General features: G+C 61.8%; 23 protein-coding genes. 3 read left to right on the plus strand and 20 right to left on the minus strand.

Annotation, left to right across the window (positions count from 1 at the left end; translation table 11 throughout):
- Window positions 1–47 precede the first annotated feature (47 nt).
- From FGL15_RS05375 to FGL15_RS05390, 4 genes are all read right to left on the minus strand, one after another.
- Complete coding sequence (locus FGL15_RS05375; RefSeq protein ID WP_138945239.1) at window positions 48–947, minus strand: hypothetical protein; 900 nt, start codon at window positions 945–947, stop codon at window positions 48–50.
- Window positions 944–2047 (minus strand): hypothetical protein, encoded by a 1104-nt coding sequence (locus tag FGL15_RS05380; RefSeq protein ID WP_138945240.1) that lies wholly within the window; start codon window positions 2045–2047, stop codon window positions 944–946. Before FGL15_RS05380 ends, FGL15_RS05375 begins: the two co-directional genes overlap by 4 nt.
- Window positions 2047–2949, minus strand: a complete 903-nt coding sequence (locus tag FGL15_RS05385) for a hypothetical protein (protein WP_138945241.1) — start codon at window positions 2947–2949, stop codon at window positions 2047–2049. The genes FGL15_RS05380 and FGL15_RS05385 overlap by 1 nt, the downstream gene beginning before the upstream one ends.
- A 160-nt stretch (window positions 2950–3109) precedes the next feature.
- Window positions 3110–5632 carry a phage tail tape measure protein gene (locus FGL15_RS05390; protein WP_138945242.1) on the minus strand — a complete coding sequence of 841 codons (2523 nt, stop codon included), beginning with the start codon at window positions 5630–5632 and terminating at the stop codon, window positions 3110–3112.
- Window positions 5633–5930: 298 nt separating this feature from the next.
- On the opposite strand from FGL15_RS05390, the gene FGL15_RS05395 reads away from it, so the two are divergent.
- The 3 genes from FGL15_RS05395 to FGL15_RS05405 all read left to right on the plus strand — a co-directional run bounded on the left by FGL15_RS05395 (window position 5931) and on the right by FGL15_RS05405 (window position 6699).
- Entirely contained in the window at window positions 5931–6092 is a 162-nt protein-coding gene (locus FGL15_RS05395; RefSeq protein WP_138945243.1) for a MoaD/ThiS family protein, read from the plus strand.
- Window positions 6093–6256: 164 nt separating this feature from the next.
- Window positions 6257–6478, plus strand: coding sequence for a hypothetical protein (locus FGL15_RS05400; RefSeq protein ID WP_138945244.1), 222 nt, complete (start codon window positions 6257–6259; stop codon window positions 6476–6478).
- Window positions 6475–6699, plus strand: coding sequence for a hypothetical protein (locus FGL15_RS05405; RefSeq protein ID WP_138945245.1), 225 nt, complete (start codon window positions 6475–6477; stop codon window positions 6697–6699). Before FGL15_RS05400 ends, FGL15_RS05405 begins: the two co-directional genes overlap by 4 nt.
- 33 nt (window positions 6700–6732) lie before the next feature.
- Here FGL15_RS05405 and FGL15_RS05410 read toward each other — a convergent pair whose 3' ends face one another.
- From FGL15_RS05410 to FGL15_RS05480, 16 genes are all read right to left on the minus strand, one after another.
- Window positions 6733–7089, minus strand: coding sequence for a hypothetical protein (locus tag FGL15_RS05410; protein ID WP_138945246.1), 357 nt, complete (start codon window positions 7087–7089; stop codon window positions 6733–6735).
- 68 nt (window positions 7090–7157) lie between these two features.
- Window positions 7158–7757, minus strand: a complete 600-nt coding sequence (locus tag FGL15_RS05415; protein WP_138945247.1) for a hypothetical protein — start codon at window positions 7755–7757, stop codon at window positions 7158–7160.
- Between the two features lie 82 nt (window positions 7758–7839).
- On the minus strand, window positions 7840–8229 hold the full coding sequence (locus FGL15_RS05420) for a hypothetical protein (RefSeq protein ID WP_168223321.1): 390 nt from the start codon (window positions 8227–8229) through the stop codon (window positions 7840–7842).
- A 91-nt stretch (window positions 8230–8320) separates the two neighbouring features.
- Window positions 8321–8482 (minus strand): hypothetical protein, encoded by a 162-nt coding sequence (locus FGL15_RS20220; RefSeq protein ID WP_168223322.1) that lies wholly within the window; start codon window positions 8480–8482, stop codon window positions 8321–8323.
- 56 nt (window positions 8483–8538) lie between these two features.
- Window positions 8539–8928 carry a hypothetical protein gene (locus FGL15_RS05425; RefSeq protein WP_138945249.1) on the minus strand — a complete coding sequence of 130 codons (390 nt, stop codon included), beginning with the start codon at window positions 8926–8928 and terminating at the stop codon, window positions 8539–8541.
- A gap of 16 nt (window positions 8929–8944) precedes the next feature.
- The gene (locus FGL15_RS05430; protein ID WP_138945250.1) at window positions 8945–9349 is read right to left on the minus strand and encodes a hypothetical protein; all 405 of its coding nucleotides are present in this window, start codon (window positions 9347–9349) and stop codon (window positions 8945–8947) included.
- Between the two features lie 8 nt (window positions 9350–9357).
- Window positions 9358–9765, minus strand: coding sequence for a DUF6093 family protein (locus tag FGL15_RS05435; protein WP_138945251.1), 408 nt, complete (start codon window positions 9763–9765; stop codon window positions 9358–9360).
- A complete protein-coding gene (locus tag FGL15_RS05440; RefSeq protein ID WP_138945252.1) occupies window positions 9762–10235 on the minus strand; it encodes a hypothetical protein in 474 nt (157 codons plus the stop codon). Before FGL15_RS05440 ends, FGL15_RS05435 begins: the two co-directional genes overlap by 4 nt.
- 165 nt (window positions 10236–10400) lie before the next feature.
- Window positions 10401–11297, minus strand: coding sequence for a phage major capsid protein (locus FGL15_RS05445; protein WP_138945253.1), 897 nt, complete (start codon window positions 11295–11297; stop codon window positions 10401–10403).
- Window positions 11298–11312: 15 nt separating this feature from the next.
- On the minus strand, window positions 11313–11783 hold the full coding sequence (locus FGL15_RS05450) for a hypothetical protein (RefSeq protein ID WP_138945254.1): 471 nt from the start codon (window positions 11781–11783) through the stop codon (window positions 11313–11315).
- 82 nt (window positions 11784–11865) lie between these two features.
- Window positions 11866–12525, minus strand: coding sequence for a hypothetical protein (locus FGL15_RS05455; RefSeq protein ID WP_138945255.1), 660 nt, complete (start codon window positions 12523–12525; stop codon window positions 11866–11868).
- Window positions 12512–12790: a hypothetical protein gene (locus tag FGL15_RS05460; RefSeq protein WP_205858690.1), complete on the minus strand. Its 279-nt coding sequence runs from the start codon at window positions 12788–12790 to the stop codon at window positions 12512–12514. The genes FGL15_RS05455 and FGL15_RS05460 overlap by 14 nt, the downstream gene beginning before the upstream one ends.
- 68 nt (window positions 12791–12858) lie before the next feature.
- Window positions 12859–13329 (minus strand): hypothetical protein, encoded by a 471-nt coding sequence (locus FGL15_RS05465; protein WP_138945254.1) that lies wholly within the window; start codon window positions 13327–13329, stop codon window positions 12859–12861.
- Between the two features lie 82 nt (window positions 13330–13411).
- Window positions 13412–14071 (minus strand): hypothetical protein, encoded by a 660-nt coding sequence (locus FGL15_RS05470; RefSeq protein WP_138945255.1) that lies wholly within the window; start codon window positions 14069–14071, stop codon window positions 13412–13414.
- Window positions 14058–15461, minus strand: coding sequence for a phage portal protein (locus FGL15_RS05475; RefSeq protein WP_138945256.1), 1404 nt, complete (start codon window positions 15459–15461; stop codon window positions 14058–14060). Before FGL15_RS05475 ends, FGL15_RS05470 begins: the two co-directional genes overlap by 14 nt.
- A complete protein-coding gene (locus tag FGL15_RS05480) occupies window positions 15458–16891 on the minus strand; it encodes a terminase large subunit domain-containing protein (RefSeq protein WP_205858691.1) in 1434 nt (477 codons plus the stop codon). The genes FGL15_RS05475 and FGL15_RS05480 overlap by 4 nt, the downstream gene beginning before the upstream one ends.
- Window positions 16892–16919: the final 28 nt, after the last annotated feature.

Below are 16919 nucleotides of genomic sequence, written 5' to 3' on the forward strand. Positions count from 1 at the left end.
AAAAGCGCCCCACGATGGAGGCGCGACAGAACGAACAGGAAAGAGGGTTACGACCAGCTGATGGACAACCCACCAGACGTCGCCGACGACTGCCACTGCAGGTACCCGGAGTCCTCGACCGACCCGATACCGAACGCCGTTCCATCACGCAGAGCGGCAGCCCACGGCAGGGGGAGAGGTTTCAGGCCAGACCCGCCCGAGACGTTGAACGTGTCCAACGGGTTCGGCGGTGCACCAGTGCGCGACGAATCGCTGTGGAGCGTCAATGTCACATTCGACAGCCGGTTCCAGTCCTCCTGGACGGTCATCCCGAAACTGTTGATCGTTGCCGTGTTCGGGATCGTGTCCCTGATCTGGAACCCGTACCAGTAGAACCCCCGCCGCGACTCAGACACCCCGAACAGGTTGTCCACCCAGCCGCCACGCCACGTCGCCGAGTCGGTCGGCAAGAACACCCCAGACCCACCCGATGGCGCAACGCCAGCAGAGGGAGGGACCACAGGGATCACACCTGCAGGGTCGGCTGAGATCTGACCGATGACCACACCGTTCGCCGGCCAATCAACAATCACCCGGTGGCCGAGAGCCGGCACGTACCCCTGCACGAACGGCAGAACGCGTGCCTGTGAATCGTCGGTGGTCACAGCCACCAGCGACCCAACCGGGTCAGCAGTAACCGTTCCCGTCGAAGACTTCGGGATCGGACCCAAACACACCGGCAGTGCACCCAGATACCCGATCAGTACTCGGTCTGCGGGGAACGGGGCGGAACCCACCATCGGTACCGAAACCTCAGCACCCTTGATGTTCGCCACCACCAACGAGTTCGCCCAGTCGACCGACATACACACACCCTGCGTGTACGACGACATGCCTTGGCGGGCTGCAGCATTCGCCGCCTCCTGCGTCTCAGCGTCCTTCCGCACCATGTCAGCGAGCGCACTCATCGTGTCTCCGCAGCGATCAGCTCCACCGTCATCGCATCAGTCGGATTCATCGGGAACGTCATCGACGTCACCTCCCCAACCACCTCACGACCCTGGGCCTCATCGACAACCTCGATGTAGTCGCCGAGCTCCAAGTCAGGGCGAGGAAGACACGACACCCGAACCGCACGCGACTGACGCCCCGACACTCGAGCGAGAACCGTCTTCGCGGCAGCGTTCACCTTCGCCTGCGTGTCCAACAGCGGAGACGAATACCGGTAGGTGCGGCCACCGATCGGCCGGCCAACCGCGATCGGGTTCGACATGTCCGTGATGCGTGCCACAGCGACCAGATCATTACCGCCCGTGGAGGACGTCACCTGCACCTGGTTGTAGAAGTCCATCGACAACGAGTCGTCCAGGTCGATGACACCTTTCACCGTCGCCACCGGTTCCGTCGCCGTCAACCACACGTCCGCGGGTCGGGCGGTCAACGCGCCCTGGCGGGTCAGGTGGGGGACCCCGCCCAACGCCGCCATCAACACCTCAATGGCGTCGATGCGGGACTTGTACGCCACCCCGGCAGGGATCGTCGTATCCGGAAGCGACTGCACTATGGGGTACGGGGACAGCCGGCGGATCTCCTGCCACACCGTGTTCCCAGGCTTCGGGGCTTCGGTCTGCAGGAAGTCGTCGGCGATGATCGCTTCGAAGCGGTCGCGGAGGGACAGTTCAGCATCCCACCCGATGACCTGAGCCTGCGACGGGTACAGCCGCAGGTACTCGCGCATCGACGGCACCTCGAAAATGCGGAACCGCCCCATCGGGATGTCCCACGTCTTCGAACCGACCGTCACCGTGCGGGTGATCGCCAGTTCCTGACCGAACGGCGCCAACGGGTCAGTCTTCGCTTTCGGCACCAGCGAGTCATTGTCGCGAGCCAGCCGAACCGTCCCGCGACCCTGCACCTGCGCGTCACCAGCGAACGTCAACGACCCATCCCACGTCAACGGCACATCCGCGGCCGTCAGCGTGGGACCGTAGAACGCGTCCGCGCGCCAACCGGGTTCGTGGTTCTCCTCCAACGCGGCGAGGAGTTCAGGTTCAAGCTGCAGCACCATTAGTCCCCCGGTGGGTTTCGAAGAGCATCGACATACGTTGAGTACGCAGCGTTGAAGTCGGCGTACGTGGGGAACACCGCCGAGTAGGTCCCGTACGTGACAACGGGGATGGTGATGTTCAGCGGTGACGGGGAAACCTCATCAGCTGCGATGTCCCACACCACCCAGCCGCCGCCGTACTGCACGTCCTGAGCGATTTCATTCACCGTCTCAATGGACACGTACAGCAGCACCGGCAACCTGAGCAGCTTCGGTGCACGCACCAACACCACATCAGCGTCGAGGACTTCCTGATACTTCGCAGCATCCTCAAGCGTCTTCACCTGCGACGACAGTTGCACGTTCTCGAGCAACCCCATCGGCCCAGACAACGCGATCGTCCGGAACCCAACACGGTGCTTCGTAACTTCCCGACGCCGCGTCAACTTCTCCGCGAAATCGGTCCGCAACTCCACCCGCACAGCACGCCCCGGAGCCAACGGGTCAGACACCCACGCATACGACGGATCCTCCGTCAGCGTGGCCGTCGCAGTGTTCGTGTACTCCACGAACTCCCCATCAACGTAGATCGCCGCCCGATACGACACCGGAGTGCCGATGGGTGCTTCGTAGTCGATGATCGTGAAGCTGCCATCAGCGAACGCATCCAACGCACCACGGACGGTGCCCTCGGAGGAATCCCAGAACCGGAACACCGTCACACGCGCGTTCGCCGGCAACCCATCCAGGTCAATCCGGATACGAGGCGACGGGTCAGCGTCAGGCAACGCCGTCACCATCAACGGACCCATCACCTCGTACAAGCCAGGGATTGGGGACTCCACAAAGTTCGACGTGGAATACAGTCCCGGCTCAACCAGAATCGCCCCACCTGGGACACCATAGAGACCGTCCTCAGGCATCAGATCCCCGTCCTATAGCCAGACCCTCGAGCCTGCTTCTGTGCCGCGAACGTCATCGTCAGTCCGCTCTCAACCACACCCTCAACGAGCCCGATCAGGTCGCCCTGCGGGGTCATGATTGGTGCGCTGATGCTGATCTGCGGTGTGCCCGACGATGCGCTCATGTACCGGTCCGGGGCGTACATGCCCCGCCCGCGTAACCATCAACCCCGAGCCGTCGACCTGTCTCCTGCCAAATGTCCAACGACCGTGCACGCTTCGCCGGAGCCAACGGGATGTACGCCTCACCGCCAGTCTCTGGTTCAGCCCACACCCGGAACGAACCGGCAGGGGCGATCTGCGCCACGTGGTTCTCGCGCAGTCCACCGTTCGCGTAGAAGTCGAGAACGCCACCGTTTGCCTGAGCGACGGAAGCGCGACCAGACTGCGACCCGCCAGCACTACCACCAAAGAGCGGCATGCTGTTGATGAGGTTGATGGTGTCTCGGATGGCCTGCTTCACACGGTCGAGATTCGCAATCGCGGCATCCGTCCCGTTCAGTGTCACTGATGTCTGCACGGTCGCGGGAGTAGCGATGAGCTTGTCCGCGTACACCTGGGCAGCCTGAGCCGAATCACCGAGGGCAATACGGGCGTCGATGATCCGCTGACGCCCAGCATTCAAAGCACCAGCGATCTCATCGTTCGTGCCACCCACCGCAGCGATCGCTGCAGCGTTCTCGTTCGCAGCTCGAGCAGTGTCCAACATCGCTGACTGCGTCTGCCGGCCAGCCTCAGTCGTCACATCGAGCGATGCCGAACCGGCGTCCAAGTTCTCTTTCAAGGAATCGAACGCCTCGTACAGCCCAGCCGTGGATTCCTCGACGTCGAACTGTGCCGACCCGAAGTTGCGGATGTCGTCGGACAGGTCATTGACCGCATCCGACGTCTCGACCGCGACACCCTGAATCTGCTCGAGCGACTTCGCGGAATCGTCAGCAGCAGCAGCCTGGTCCTTGAAATTTTGTTTGCCGGTGTCCAGATCGTTGTTGAGGTCACGAACCGCTTGTGACGCGTTACCGGCGCGGATACCCACACCAGTGAAGAACGTCACAGGGGTGTTGTTGTCGCCGAACTTCTTCAGCACGCTATCGAGCGCGTCTCCGCCCTCAATGACTGCATCCGTGAGTTCCCTCTGGCTGACCCCAGCTTCCCTCGCCGCCTCGTAAGCACCCTTCTCGGCGAGCTTCTTCGACACCAAGTTGCGGGTGTAATCCGTGAGGGAGCCAGTCGACTTGTCCAGAGAGTCCTGGAACTCGTTCGACTGCGACACGGCCTCAGCCTGACGTGCGGCCCAGATCGAGAACGCCACCCCAGCAGCAAGCAGCGCACCCGACGCCAGACCAAGTCCGAGAGCTGCACGGCCACCGCTGAGGTTCAGGGTTGCCATTGCCGCCTTGAACTCCGCGATCTTCGGGATAGCCACCAAAGCGGCGCCACCCACCAGGCCGATGACTGCGATGACGCCACCGAGCGCGAGACCAACGCCGAGAACAGGGCCAGGCAGGTTTCCGATGGCGTCCACGACACCAGTCGCGGACTGCACGATCTGACGCAGTGACTCGTTCGCCGCCGACCCAGTACGAATCAGAGCCGTGTCGAACGCGCCACCGAGCGCCTCAACGTCACCAGACAGGTTGTCGAGACGCTTCGCGGCCTGCTCCGATGCGTACCCCTGATCGTTGACCGCAGTCGTCCACTCGTCAATGCCCTCAGCGCCCTCGTTGTACAAGACGTTCGCAGCACGCACAGCATCCGAACCGAAGATCACCGCGAGGGCAGCATTCCGCTGCTCCGGCGTCAACGACTTCAGGGAGTCCTTGAGGTTGCCGGCGAACGCAGACAGGCCAACGAACTGGCCCTGCGCGTCGTACGCCGAAATCCCGAGCTCTTCCATCTTGGACTTGGCTTCCGCAGACTGCGGTGTGAGGCGCTGCAACATCGACTTGAACGACGTACCAGCATCCGACCCCAACAGGCCCGCAGACGCGAACGCAGCCAGCCCAGCAGTGGTCTCCTCAATCGACAGACCCGTACCCTCAGCAACCAGACCAGCCTGATTCAAGGCGGCGGACAGGTCCGTGACGTCACCCATCGCCTTACCCGCACCAGCAGCGAGCAGGTCAGCGACATGGGACATGTCCGTCCCGCGAAGACCGAACGTCTTCAACGCGACGGCAGCGATACCAGCAGCCTCAGCAACACCAAGCCCGCCGGCCGCAGCCAAGTCGAGGGCGCCGTCGAGGCCACCGTCGAGGATGTCCTGCGTCGAAACGCCAGCCTTCCCCAACTCCTCAATCGCGTTCGCGGCCTCAGTAGCCGAGAACACCGTCCGAGCACCAGCATCCAGGGCAGCCTCACGCAACCGGTTCATGTTGTCCGCGGACTCGTTCGTCGCAGCCTCAACATTCGACATCGCTGCGTCGAACTCCATGAACTTCGAAACCGCGATACCCACAGCCACCGCGGCGATCGTCCCGATGGCGAGCATCGACTTGCCGACGGTGTCCATTGCCCTGGCCCGCTCAGCCGACGATGCTGCAGCATCACCCACCCGACGGGTGCTATCCGCGGCCTGCTCCATGCCCTGCACGTACTCAGCGACCTGAGCGGTGAGGCGTACACGTACGACACGATCGGCCACGATTTCTCCGATCTGTCAGTAACTCGAAAGCCCCGCACAATGGCGGGGCGGGTTGGGTGGAATCAGTGGACGGTGTCGGTACACGGTGGTAGAGTTGGCGTAACGACACCCCGAGGATTTGGAGTAAGCGAATGACACGAACTGAGTCAACAAATGCCGAGCTAATCGAAAGAGCGAACAACATCGCCGATAGTGGGGCACAGAAGGACGACGGCTTCGCCTACTCGGTTCCAGCCAGCAAACTCGTGGAGTACGCCGAGATCATCCGTGCCCTGATCGACCGACTTAAACGAAGTGAATGACGACTGTGCCGAACAAGCCCAAGACGCCCACTTCCACGTTCCGCATACCCACGGCGTTGAAGACAGCCGCACAGGAACGCGCCGAGGCGGAGGGGAAGACGCTCACCGACGTAGTCGTGGACGCACTCACCAAGTACGCGAAAGGGAAGAAGCGATGAGCGCTAGCGAGTTGATTGCACTGCTGGAGAAGTACGAAGCAGATACGCCCGTCGCTGTTCAGGAAGACTGGTGGAACCACGAATCCGCGCTCTGCATCCGTACGGGTGACACTTGGGAACCGATCCTCCGATAGCTCCACGAAGCACGCGAAAGGGAAGAACCGATGAGCCCGAACACAAACGCCAGTCCGCAGAACGAAATCATCACGATCAGCATGCCCGTGTGGGCGTTCCAAGGAATCATGAACGGCATCGAAAAGTGGACCGGTGACCAGTGGGACAACCACGAGATCACGGCCCCGATCAAGTTCGAATCCGTGCCGCCCTCCTGGTGGATCGCAACGGAGGACGGACAACGCTATCTGCTGAGGACGGAGGATTCATGAGCGACGAACGAATCTCGTACCAGGCGAAACCCGGCGTAGACCGGATTGGATACTGGGACGTTGGCCTCGACGGAGATGCCGGGATCACGACGCGGTTAGACATCGAACCCTACCGGATCGAGATGCAGAAACGCATGGCAGAGATGGAAGACTCCATGCTCGCCGGCATCGTAGCCGACGAGATGCGGCGGCGCGGGTACACAGTAATTCCACCCGCCTAGCACCCCCAGACGAGATGCCCCCTGGACTTCGGCCTAGGGGGCATCCGTCGTAACCGGCAGGTTTCGCTCTTCGCGGTGCACCCGGAAGATCAGGCCGGCCATGTCGGCATCCGGGTAGCTCTTCCGGTACGCGTCTTCCGCGTTCCGCTTCGCCTTCTCGGCGTAGTCCACAGTCGGCACCGAATCCGCGTAGAAACGGACCGTGCCCTCCGGGTTGTTCGGGTCAGCATCAGGAGACGTCGTCTCCGGCATCAGGAACCCATGCGGCCCCAACTGCGACTGGTGAATCTCGTACGCCAGCAACAACGAACGTTGCTCGTCGTCAAACTCCGGCTCAGGGAACGAAACCGTCCCCACCAGAACACCGTCCTCATAGACGTGCTCCGTCAACGTCGAAGGCTCCCACCCCCAAAGTCGCCGAGGGGCGACTCCGAGACGCGCGGCAAGAGCCACATCAGCTAGGAGCGCGTCGCTGCTCCTGAGGCTTTTACCAGTTCAGCGATACGCTTCTGCGTCGAATACTCGTTGAGCTCCCACACCGCATCACGGATGTCCTGAACTTCCGTACCAGTCAGGCCCGCGAGCAGGTCGCCCCACTCGTCCACGGGCTTCTGGTTGTGGATCGTCTTCTCTTCGACCTTCAACGTGATCTCTTCACCGTTGTCGATCACACACGCATACGCGGCACCATCAGCGTCCACGTACCGGACAGCGGCCTCGCAGACGCCGTCGATGTTGTAGCCGTACTGACGGTCAACCGGCGAATCCAGACGGGCAGGATTGCGGGACGTCAGCCGCGCCCACACGTTCCCAGGGATGCGACGGAACCGCAACGTGATGAGACCATCGTCGTCCTTGTACAGGGCGTCGATCTTCTCCTGAATCTCCTCAGCCGGCGACTTCGACGCCAATCGCTTGTCGTCCCGGTTCCCGAGCTTCGCCAGTTCAGCCTCGAGCCGTTCACGCTCACCCTGCAGATGATCATCCAACAGCACCTGAACATCCTTGAACGGGCGCGCATTCTTCCGCGCAGCCAACCGCTCCTGAAAAGTCACCACAGTGTTACTCCTTCACCAGATTCACCAGATGTAGTTGAGACCTGCGCGGGCGGCTCTGGTGGGACCGCCCGCGCAGGAACCGTTACGCCACAGTCAGCGCGTCGTCCTCCGGGATGCCGGTGACGTAGAACGACTGCGTGATCGTCTGGATCCCGTTCGCAGTCGGAGCGTCCTTGCGCTGCTTACCCGCGAGGATCGGGATGACGTCGACCTTCTGGCCGACCGCCCAATCCGTTGCGTTCGCGAGGCTGTACCGCACCACCAGGAACCCGGAAGTTCCCTCGGTGAGTGCCGGACGCGCCACCTCAGCGCCGCCGCCGTAGACGTACTGCAGCTCGAGCGTCTGCGTCGTCGTACCAGGACGCGACAGCGTGATCTTCAGCGTCAGACGCGGGTCATCGATCGAGTTCTCCGTGATCGCCCGGTTGAACCCAGACGGGGTCAGCGAGTACGTCAGAGCCTTCGTGGTCACTGCAGCCAGGACGGCAACAGACTTGGCATTTCCAGACGGCACGAAAGCAATCCGGAGATTGCCATCGGACGCTACTGATGCTTCAGCGGTTTCAAGCGCCATCAGTGATCTCCTTCTTCTTGTGTGCCGCGGACGCGGCCTTACTCACGGGAGGTTTCTCCGTGAAGTCATCGGGCCAACGGTCGAGCCATTCGCGGCTCACTCGGGCCTCATTTCCGTCCTTGTCGTAGACGGTCACGATCTCTGCAGACATCGGGTCTCCTTAAACACGAAAACCCCGCACAAGGCGGGGTAAGTAGAGGGGTAAGGTCAGGGGCGCCGGGACCAGAACGACAGCTCGAACCGGGCATAGAACAACGGCGGAAGGACTTTCGAGTCGATGTCGACCGGGTCAACCGTCACGCGGATCGGATCACAGTTACGACCGTCAACCACAGGACGCTGACCAATCACCTGAGCAACCAGACGATCCATCACGCTCAACACACCGAGCGCATCGACGGCAACACACTGGCCATCCATCACATACTCGGCATCCGAATCGGTCGCCTGATTCTTCGACAACCGGCCATCATCAATCGTCTCCGGACCAGCCGGCCACAAGATGACGTATGAACCGCGGTACGGGTTCCCGTCAGCGTTCAGCCGAATCACCTCAGACACAGCCAACGCCGCATCCCGTTGGATCATCGACTTCACAGCCAGATAATGCGGCCTACTCGAGGACATCAGCCACCGCCCGCTCTAGACCACGCTGGAAGTCATCCTCGTTCTTCCGCGCAGCCTTCTGACCCGACTTCTGCGGACGAGCACCAACACCACCAGGAGCATCCTCGAGGAAACCAAACGAACCCTGCGCCCAACGACCGCCAGGCTTCGGACCAACCTCAGCACCAATCTCACCGTCAGTGTTGAGCTCCATGTCGTAATCGATGGAACCCGCGTAATACCTCGCCGCACCACGGTTCTGCCGGCGAGCATCATCACGCCAGTCATCCTTCACATGACGTGCCGTGATCTCCACAGCCTGACGGATCTTCGGGATCGCCTCCTCCGGAGCACCCTCAATCGCAGCGACCAACGACGACACCTCAGAGAAATCGAACTCGATGCTCGCCATGACCGCTCCTAGCTGATCTCTTCCACCGGAAAACGATGCGCCGTCGTCTGCCCCGCCTGCGGACGCCCAGTCACCCGGAACAGCCGACCAACCAACGTCGGATCCTCCGACCCAATGACCTGCACCCGGTCATCCGTGCGCACCATTGGTGCCGAACCGAACGGCACATGCACCTCAGGCGACTGCAGAGCAATCAGCTGAGTCCCCTGGTCGCGGTCCTGCACGTTCAACGTCCGGTACTTGATCCGCGCCACCGTCGTAGCGACCGTCTCGCGAACCTCAACAACCTCGAGCGTCTCAGGATCCGTCGTCACCTCACCGGTCACCCGGGAGAACACAACAGTCTCCTTCATCCGCGACTCAGCCTGCCCCCGAAGGAACGGCAGAGTCGCGTCGATGTCCTGCCCGAGGCTCACAGCTCGCCGCCCTCATAGATGGGCGTGCCGGCGATGTCCACCCCGCACGAGCAGTACAAGGCACCGAACATCGACGCACACCACGGAAGATGAACGTTCGCGAACCCGAGCATGTCAACCGAGAACGCACCGGACGTCTCATCCAGCAGGCCCAGGAACGTCCACCACTCATCGACCGTCACACGGCCGCGGCCCGACTGAAACGTCTTCGACGTCGACCCGTCATCCACCGACACCGTCACCTGCGTGGCGTCATCCGGCTTCTTGACATGCGATACAACAGCCTGCCGCACCGCGTAATCGATCTTCGCCTCATCAACCTCACGAGGCGGAGTGAACGAAACACGCCGATCCTCGATCAGCATGTAAGCGTCGGCGATCCACATCTCCCACTGTTGCTCAGTAACCGAGCCAGGTTCGGGGGCGGCCTGCCCGAGAGCAACCGCAATCATGCTGGGAGTCACAGCCATGACCGCCCCCTTTCCCTAGTTAGGACTCGTCGGACTTCTTCGGACGACCAGGACCGCGCTTCACCGGCGTTTCCGCCGGCTCCCACTCAGACCCAAGCCGTGCGGCCTTCTCCTCAGGAACACTCACGACAGCACCTGTCGTGACGTTCTTCAGACGAACCACGATCAGACGAGGTCGTGGATCTTGGCGAACGCGTTGAGGTCAGCGATACCCCAGCCGTAGACAACCTCAGCGCGGAACGCGACCTGGTTGTTGCGCTTGAGGTCACCGCCGCCGTCCGGGTCGCCGTACTTGATCAGCTCGAGGCCGATCGACTTCTGGATGCCCCAACGGATGGCCGAGAAGTCACCGACGAAGCCGAGAACCTTCGTGTCCACCGCGAGGACGCCAGTGCCGCGGACCGTGTTCGACACGGAAGCGCGGTGACCGTCGAGCTCGCTGGTCTCGATGCCGAGGCGGAAGTTGGGGTACAGCTTCTGCTCGGAGTTGATCCCGCGCAGCGAAGAGAACTTCGCAGCGTACGTCGGGTCGAGCGCGATGTCGCGGGGCACGAAACCATCCGCGAGAACCAGGTTGTCGGCCGCGTCGAGGCTGACGTACGGCTTGTCGGCCGCCGCGTACTCGACAAGGTTGGTGGTGTCAGTGATGCCACCGTTCATGGCAGCAACGACAGCGCCACCAGTCGGGTTGATCTCGTGGAACACGCCGAAGTCGAGCGCACGCGAGAGCGCCGGCTGGATGAGAGCGAGGATCTCGTCCACGACCTCAAGCTGACGGTCCTCGTCGGCCCACTGAACCTCTTCGTTGAAACGAAGTGTCTTGTGGAACTTGAAGGGCTTGACCGACTTCGTGGTTGGGGTGACCGTCGAAGCGCCCTTCTGCGCTCCTTCAGCGACGTACTCGGCCTCGCCGATGTCGAACGTCCACGACTCGCCCTCGCCGAACGTCATCGGGGTCTGGTCCGAGAGCGTGGCGACGGTGGAGCCGTTCTGGATCTTGCCCAGCCACGGGTCAAGCTTCTGCTTTGGGATCGAGAGCGATCCAGTTGCGAGTGCAACCATGATTGTGCCTTTCGGTTAGTCGGCAGCGCCGAACAAGCCCTTCGTGAACTCACGAAGATCCTTGCTCGGTCCACCAGTCGTGTCCGTCGCACCCTCCTTGGGTGCAACATTGCCTTGCTTCTTCCGGTCTGCTTCTCGATCAGCGAGACGCTTCGCCTGCGCCGTCAGAGTTGCCTCATCCGTACCGGTCAAGAACAGGTCGCGGTCTTCCACGCTCAGGCCATACTTCGCGGCCACATCGCTGCGCAGAGCACGAGCTTCAGCCGCCGAATACTTGCCCTCAAGCTCAGCAAGCTTCTCCTCGACGGTCTTCGCGCCCTCTGCCTTCACCTTCAGCTCTTCGTAGTCCGCATACTTCGCCTGGACGCGTGCTACGCGGTCCTTGACAATGCGATCAACGTCAGCCTGTGTGAGCGACTGTTCCTGCTGCCCACCCCCATCAGCGCCAGTCTCAGTGCCGGTAGAGGTTGCTTCGTTCTCGGGCATTCCGGTTCTCCGTTTCTGTCCCGTCGGACATCAGACCGGCCTTGAAACGCGGCCGTAGCGCTCTCCCCAATTCGGGGAAGTCTTAGTAGAAGGAGTCGAGGTACTCACGGAGCGCAGCACGCTGCTCCGGGCTCCTCGAGCGACGCGATGCCCGGTACTGGACAACGGACGCCTCAACTCCTGTGTCATTGGTCGTGAAGACTGGCTGGGCGACGCAGTGACAATTGGTATGGGCAGCGAAGCGGGCCGTATCTGCTTTGTAGACAGCTCCACGGTCAGCGAGCATCCGACAGAACTTGCAGCCGCCGGCTGTCACCCGGCGCCAACCCACTGCATCCGGATCCTGACGACGGTTCGACGTGATCGTGTCCCGATACGGTCGAGCCGTCTCAAGCTGCACAACCTCCGCCAGCCGCCCTTCAGCAGAGTCACCTGATTCGTCGAACCACGGCGCTGTCGACCAAGCGATAGCCCGCCGAATCTTCACCGTACGATCGAGCACCACCGCCTCAGCCGTGAACCGCGACCGAACCTCAGCGAGCTCGCGCTCCTCCTCGTAGAAGTCAGCAGCCAACGCCGCCGAACCCTCCGAGTAGTAACCGATCAGCTCAGGAACACCATCGAGCAGCGCAGCTCGGCGCACCTCAGGCGACCCCACAACACGGTTCGAGAGATCCGCCGCATACGCGACAGCCTCAGCCGTAACCAGTTGCAGAGCCGCACGAGACTCACGCGCCGACATCCGTCTGCACCGGAGGCTTAGCCGGCTGCAGGGCAGCTAGCACAGCACGCCCCGAAGCCTTCCGCTTGTCAGCCATCGCCCGCTTGATCTGCTGCTCATCAAGCCCCAGCAGCTCAAGACCAACCTCAGTCTCAGCAAGCCACGGCACAGCACCGATCTGCTTCGCACCCGCATCAGCAGCGGCGGAACGGGACAGGTACAACGGCGAACGCCACTTCGTATCGATCGAAGCCCAACTCTCGGGCACTGGATCTTGCCCAGCCACGGGTCAAGCTTCTGCTTTGGGATCGAGAGCGATCCAGTTGCGAGTGCAACCATGATTGTGCCTTTCGGTTAGTCGGCAGCGCCGAACAAGCCCTTCGTGAACTCACGAAGATCCTTGCTCGGTCCACCAGTCGTGTCCGTCGCACCCTCCTTGGGTGCAACATTGCCTTGCTTCTTCCGGTCTGCTTCTCGATCAGCGAGACGCTTCGCCTGCGCCGTCAGAGTTGCCTCATCCGTACCGGTCAAGAACAGGTCGCGGTCTTCCACGCTCAGGCCATACTTCGCGGCCACATCGCTGCGCAGAGCACGAGCTTCAGCCGCCGAATACTTGCCCTCAAGCTCAGCAAGCTTCTCCTCGACGGTCTTCGCGCCCTCTGCCTTCACCTTCAGCTCTTCGTAGTCCGCATACTTCGCCTGGACGCGTGCTACGCGGTCCTTGACAATGCGATCAACGTCAGCCTGTGTGAGCGACTGTTCCTGCTGCCCACCCCCATCAGCGCCAGTCTCAGTGCCGGTAGAGGTTGCTTCGTTCTCGGGCATTCCGGTTCTCCGTTTCTGTCCCGTCGGACATCAGACCGGCCTTGAAACGCGGCCGTAGCGCTCTCCCCAATTCGGGGAAGTCTTAGTAGAAGGAGTCGAGGTACTCACGGAGCGCAGCACGCTGCTCCGGGCTCCTCGAGCGACGCGATGCCCGGTACTGGACAACGGACGCCTCAACTCCTGTGTCATTGGTCGTGAAGACTGGCTGGGCGACGCAGTGACAATTGGTATGGGCAGCGAAGCGGGCCGTATCTGCTTTGTAGACAGCTCCACGGTCAGCGAGCATCCGACAGAACTTGCAGCCGCCGGCTGTCACCCGGCGCCAACCCACTGCATCCGGATCCTGACGACGGTTCGACGTGATCGTGTCCCGATACGGTCGAGCCGTCTCAAGCTGCACAACCTCCGCCAGCCGCCCTTCAGCAGAGTCACCTGATTCGTCGAACCACGGCGCTGTCGACCAAGCGATAGCCCGCCGAATCTTCACCGTACGATCGAGCACCACCGCCTCAGCCGTGAACCGCGACCGAACCTCAGCGAGCTCGCGCTCCTCCTCGTAGAAGTCAGCAGCCAACGCCGCCGAACCCTCCGAGTAGTAACCGATCAGCTCAGGAACACCATCGAGCAGCGCAGCTCGGCGCACCTCAGGCGACCCCACAACACGGTTCGAGAGATCCGCCGCATACGCGACAGCCTCAGCCGTAACCAGTTGCAGAGCCGCACGAGACTCACGCGCCGACATCCGTCTGCACCGGAGGCTTAGCCGGCTGCAGGGCAGCTAGCACAGCACGCCCCGAAGCCTTCCGCTTGTCAGCCATCGCCCGCTTGATCTGCTGCTCATCAAGCCCCAGCAGCTCAAGACCAACCTCAGTCTCAGCAAGCCACGGCACAGCACCGATCTGCTTCGCACCCGCATCAGCAGCGGCGGAACGGGACAGGTACAACGGCGAACGCCACTTCGTATCGATCGAAGCCCAACTCTCGGGCACACTCGACTCGCCATTCTGGATAGCCAACGCCGTAGTGACACTGCGCCGGATCGAGATGGACCAGTCGTCCATCGCACCCTCGGCCTCAGCAATCAGATTGTCGCGGCCTGCAATGTACGAACCCTCACTCGTCGGGTTCGCCATATCGCTCAACGCGAAGTCAGCATCGGGCAGATCAGTCTCGCGCGCCGCCAACTTCGCCAGCGCATTCAGGTCAGCGAGGTGCGGTTCAGGAGACTCGGCGGAGAACTGCTTCACATCGGCCCGCGGGTTCGTGGCCTCTTCGTCGTCCGGGATTCCGAACGCGCGACCCAAAGCAACCTGCCAGGACGTCTTCGATGTCCCATCAGCGTTCTTGAAGATCCCCTCGTCAGCACCCAACAGAATGAGCTTCGGGATCGTGTAGATGTCCATGTGCGCCTCAAGACGCACCAGAGCGCGCAGAGCAGAATCTTGGTGCGACATCAACGGTCGGCTGATCCTGCTCTTTCCCATCCGACGCGAAGAACGCGGACGATACACAAGAGGCTCAGCCGGCACCCCGAACGAATGCTCAGACCGCGAAACCTGCCACTTGCCGTCAACGACATCTGCAGCGATCGTCAGCCGGTCGAGGTACAGCACGAAGCCGTCGATCCTGTTGTCCTTGCGGCTCGTCACCGAGAGCAGGTTCTGCAGCCGACGAGTACGAACATTCCACTCGCCAGTCGCACTCAGAGCATCACGCGCATGCACCAGCGCAGCCGGCTCACCGTCAGCACCACGCGTCGTCACCAAGTACGAGACGCCGTGAATCAGCGAATCAGTGCGAGCCTGCGCGATCTCGGACAACAGAAAGTTGCTGTCCTCGAGCTCAGACATCCCAAGCTGATCCAGGTCACCATCAGTCCAAACGAACTTGTCCAAGTTGCAACGACGAGCAAGCCCATCGACACCCTTCGCCGCCCAGCCGAGCGCGATACCGATCTGCGCATACTGCGGCGGGATGACGCCACCAATGCTCGTGATCGCCCGCTTGCCGTCGTAGTACGCCGAACGCAGCTCATTCCGGCGCCGCTTCGACTCGAGCTGCTCCGCAAGCGTGTTCAGCGTGCCGTTCTCGTCCTCTGTCAGCCCCGGGACAGTGATCTTCTCGTACGTCAAAGCATCACCGCCGTCCTCGAAGTAGTGCGCCGCGTAGGACGCTTCACGTTGTCATTCTGAGCACCCCAAAGGGCAAGAGTTTCCGCGACGATCGGACTGATGTTCGACATGGCATCCTTACGGTTCCACGCCCACGAACCAGCAAGCGGACGCTTCGTCGCAACCGACAACGCCACATTCACCTGCGGCTGATCCGTGTGGAACACCGAACCATCCAAAATGCCGTCATAGAACTTCGAGCAAGCGATCGCCATGTCCTTGCCCTCCCTCGCCGCCAACGTCACCAAGACGTCAGTGCCAATCAGGTAATGGCGACCACGACGCTCCTCGACAAGCCCAGACAGCTCATCAACCACAACAGAGTGCAGACGGTTCCTCGAGGCACGCTCGACGACGTAGGGGATCGCCCAATCGACGCCCTTACGCTCCTCGTACAACTCCACATGCCAACGACCGTCAGCACGCACACCAGCAAGAGCAACAGCCGCATACCCACGACCAGGCGGAACCTCAACCGAAATCGTCAGGCGATCAATCGCCATCGACGATGCATCTGCAGCGTTCGACCACGAAACCTCGTCAATGACCTGCTTCGACGTCAACGCATCCCAGATGCCCAACGCCTCGCGCTTGAACGAGTCATCGTCAGTCAGGTTCGCGCGCATGCGCTGCATGGATTCAACCGGCGTCCGATGCGGAAACGAAGGGTTCGCCTTCGCCCACTGCTCCAGATCGTCAGGATCAGCATCAGCCTCCGCCGAAAGCTCGACGTACACCATGTTCTTCGCCGTGCCGTCCAGCGCCTTCGCCCGGCGGTTCGTGAACTCCTCACCAGGATCAGTCGGCCGCGGCGGGGTGCCCATGAAGAACAGCAACGCACCCGAAGCCTGCTTCGACGCGTTCGCCGCCGGCACCATGTCCTCGAGCGCCTTCTCCGTGAGAATCTGCGCTTCGTCGAACACCTCCACGTCGACCGAATCGAACCCGCGCCCGAACCCAGCCTCGCGGGCGCCAAACATGATCACCGAACCGTTCTTGAAACGGATCTCCTGCTCACCATTCGTCGACCGGATGCCATCGTTGCGGATAGCAGCCAGATGCACACGGATCTTCTTCTTGCGAACCATGCCCTGCATCGTCTTGAACGTCATCGTCGACGTCCTCGTCCGGTGCGCCGTCCACAGCACGGTGAGGTTCGGGAACAACACACACAGGGCGATGATCATCATGCCCACCAGGAAGGTTTTCCCCACCTGGCGCGGGATGCTGAGAACAACGCCGCCGACAGTCGCAGCGTACTTGCCGTTCTTCAACTTGCCGAGGGCAACCATCCCAATGCCGTGCTGCCACGCATCGAACGAAACGCCCATCGCAGCGCACTGAGCAACCACCCGCGGCCACACCGTCGAAGCGATGTTCTTCGGGAACACCACATGCCGAGCAACCTCAGACAGCTTC

The sequence above is a fragment of the Plantibacter sp. M259 genome (genome assembly GCF_006065115.1).
Taxonomy (GTDB): domain Bacteria; phylum Actinomycetota; class Actinomycetes; order Actinomycetales; family Microbacteriaceae; genus Plantibacter; species Plantibacter auratus.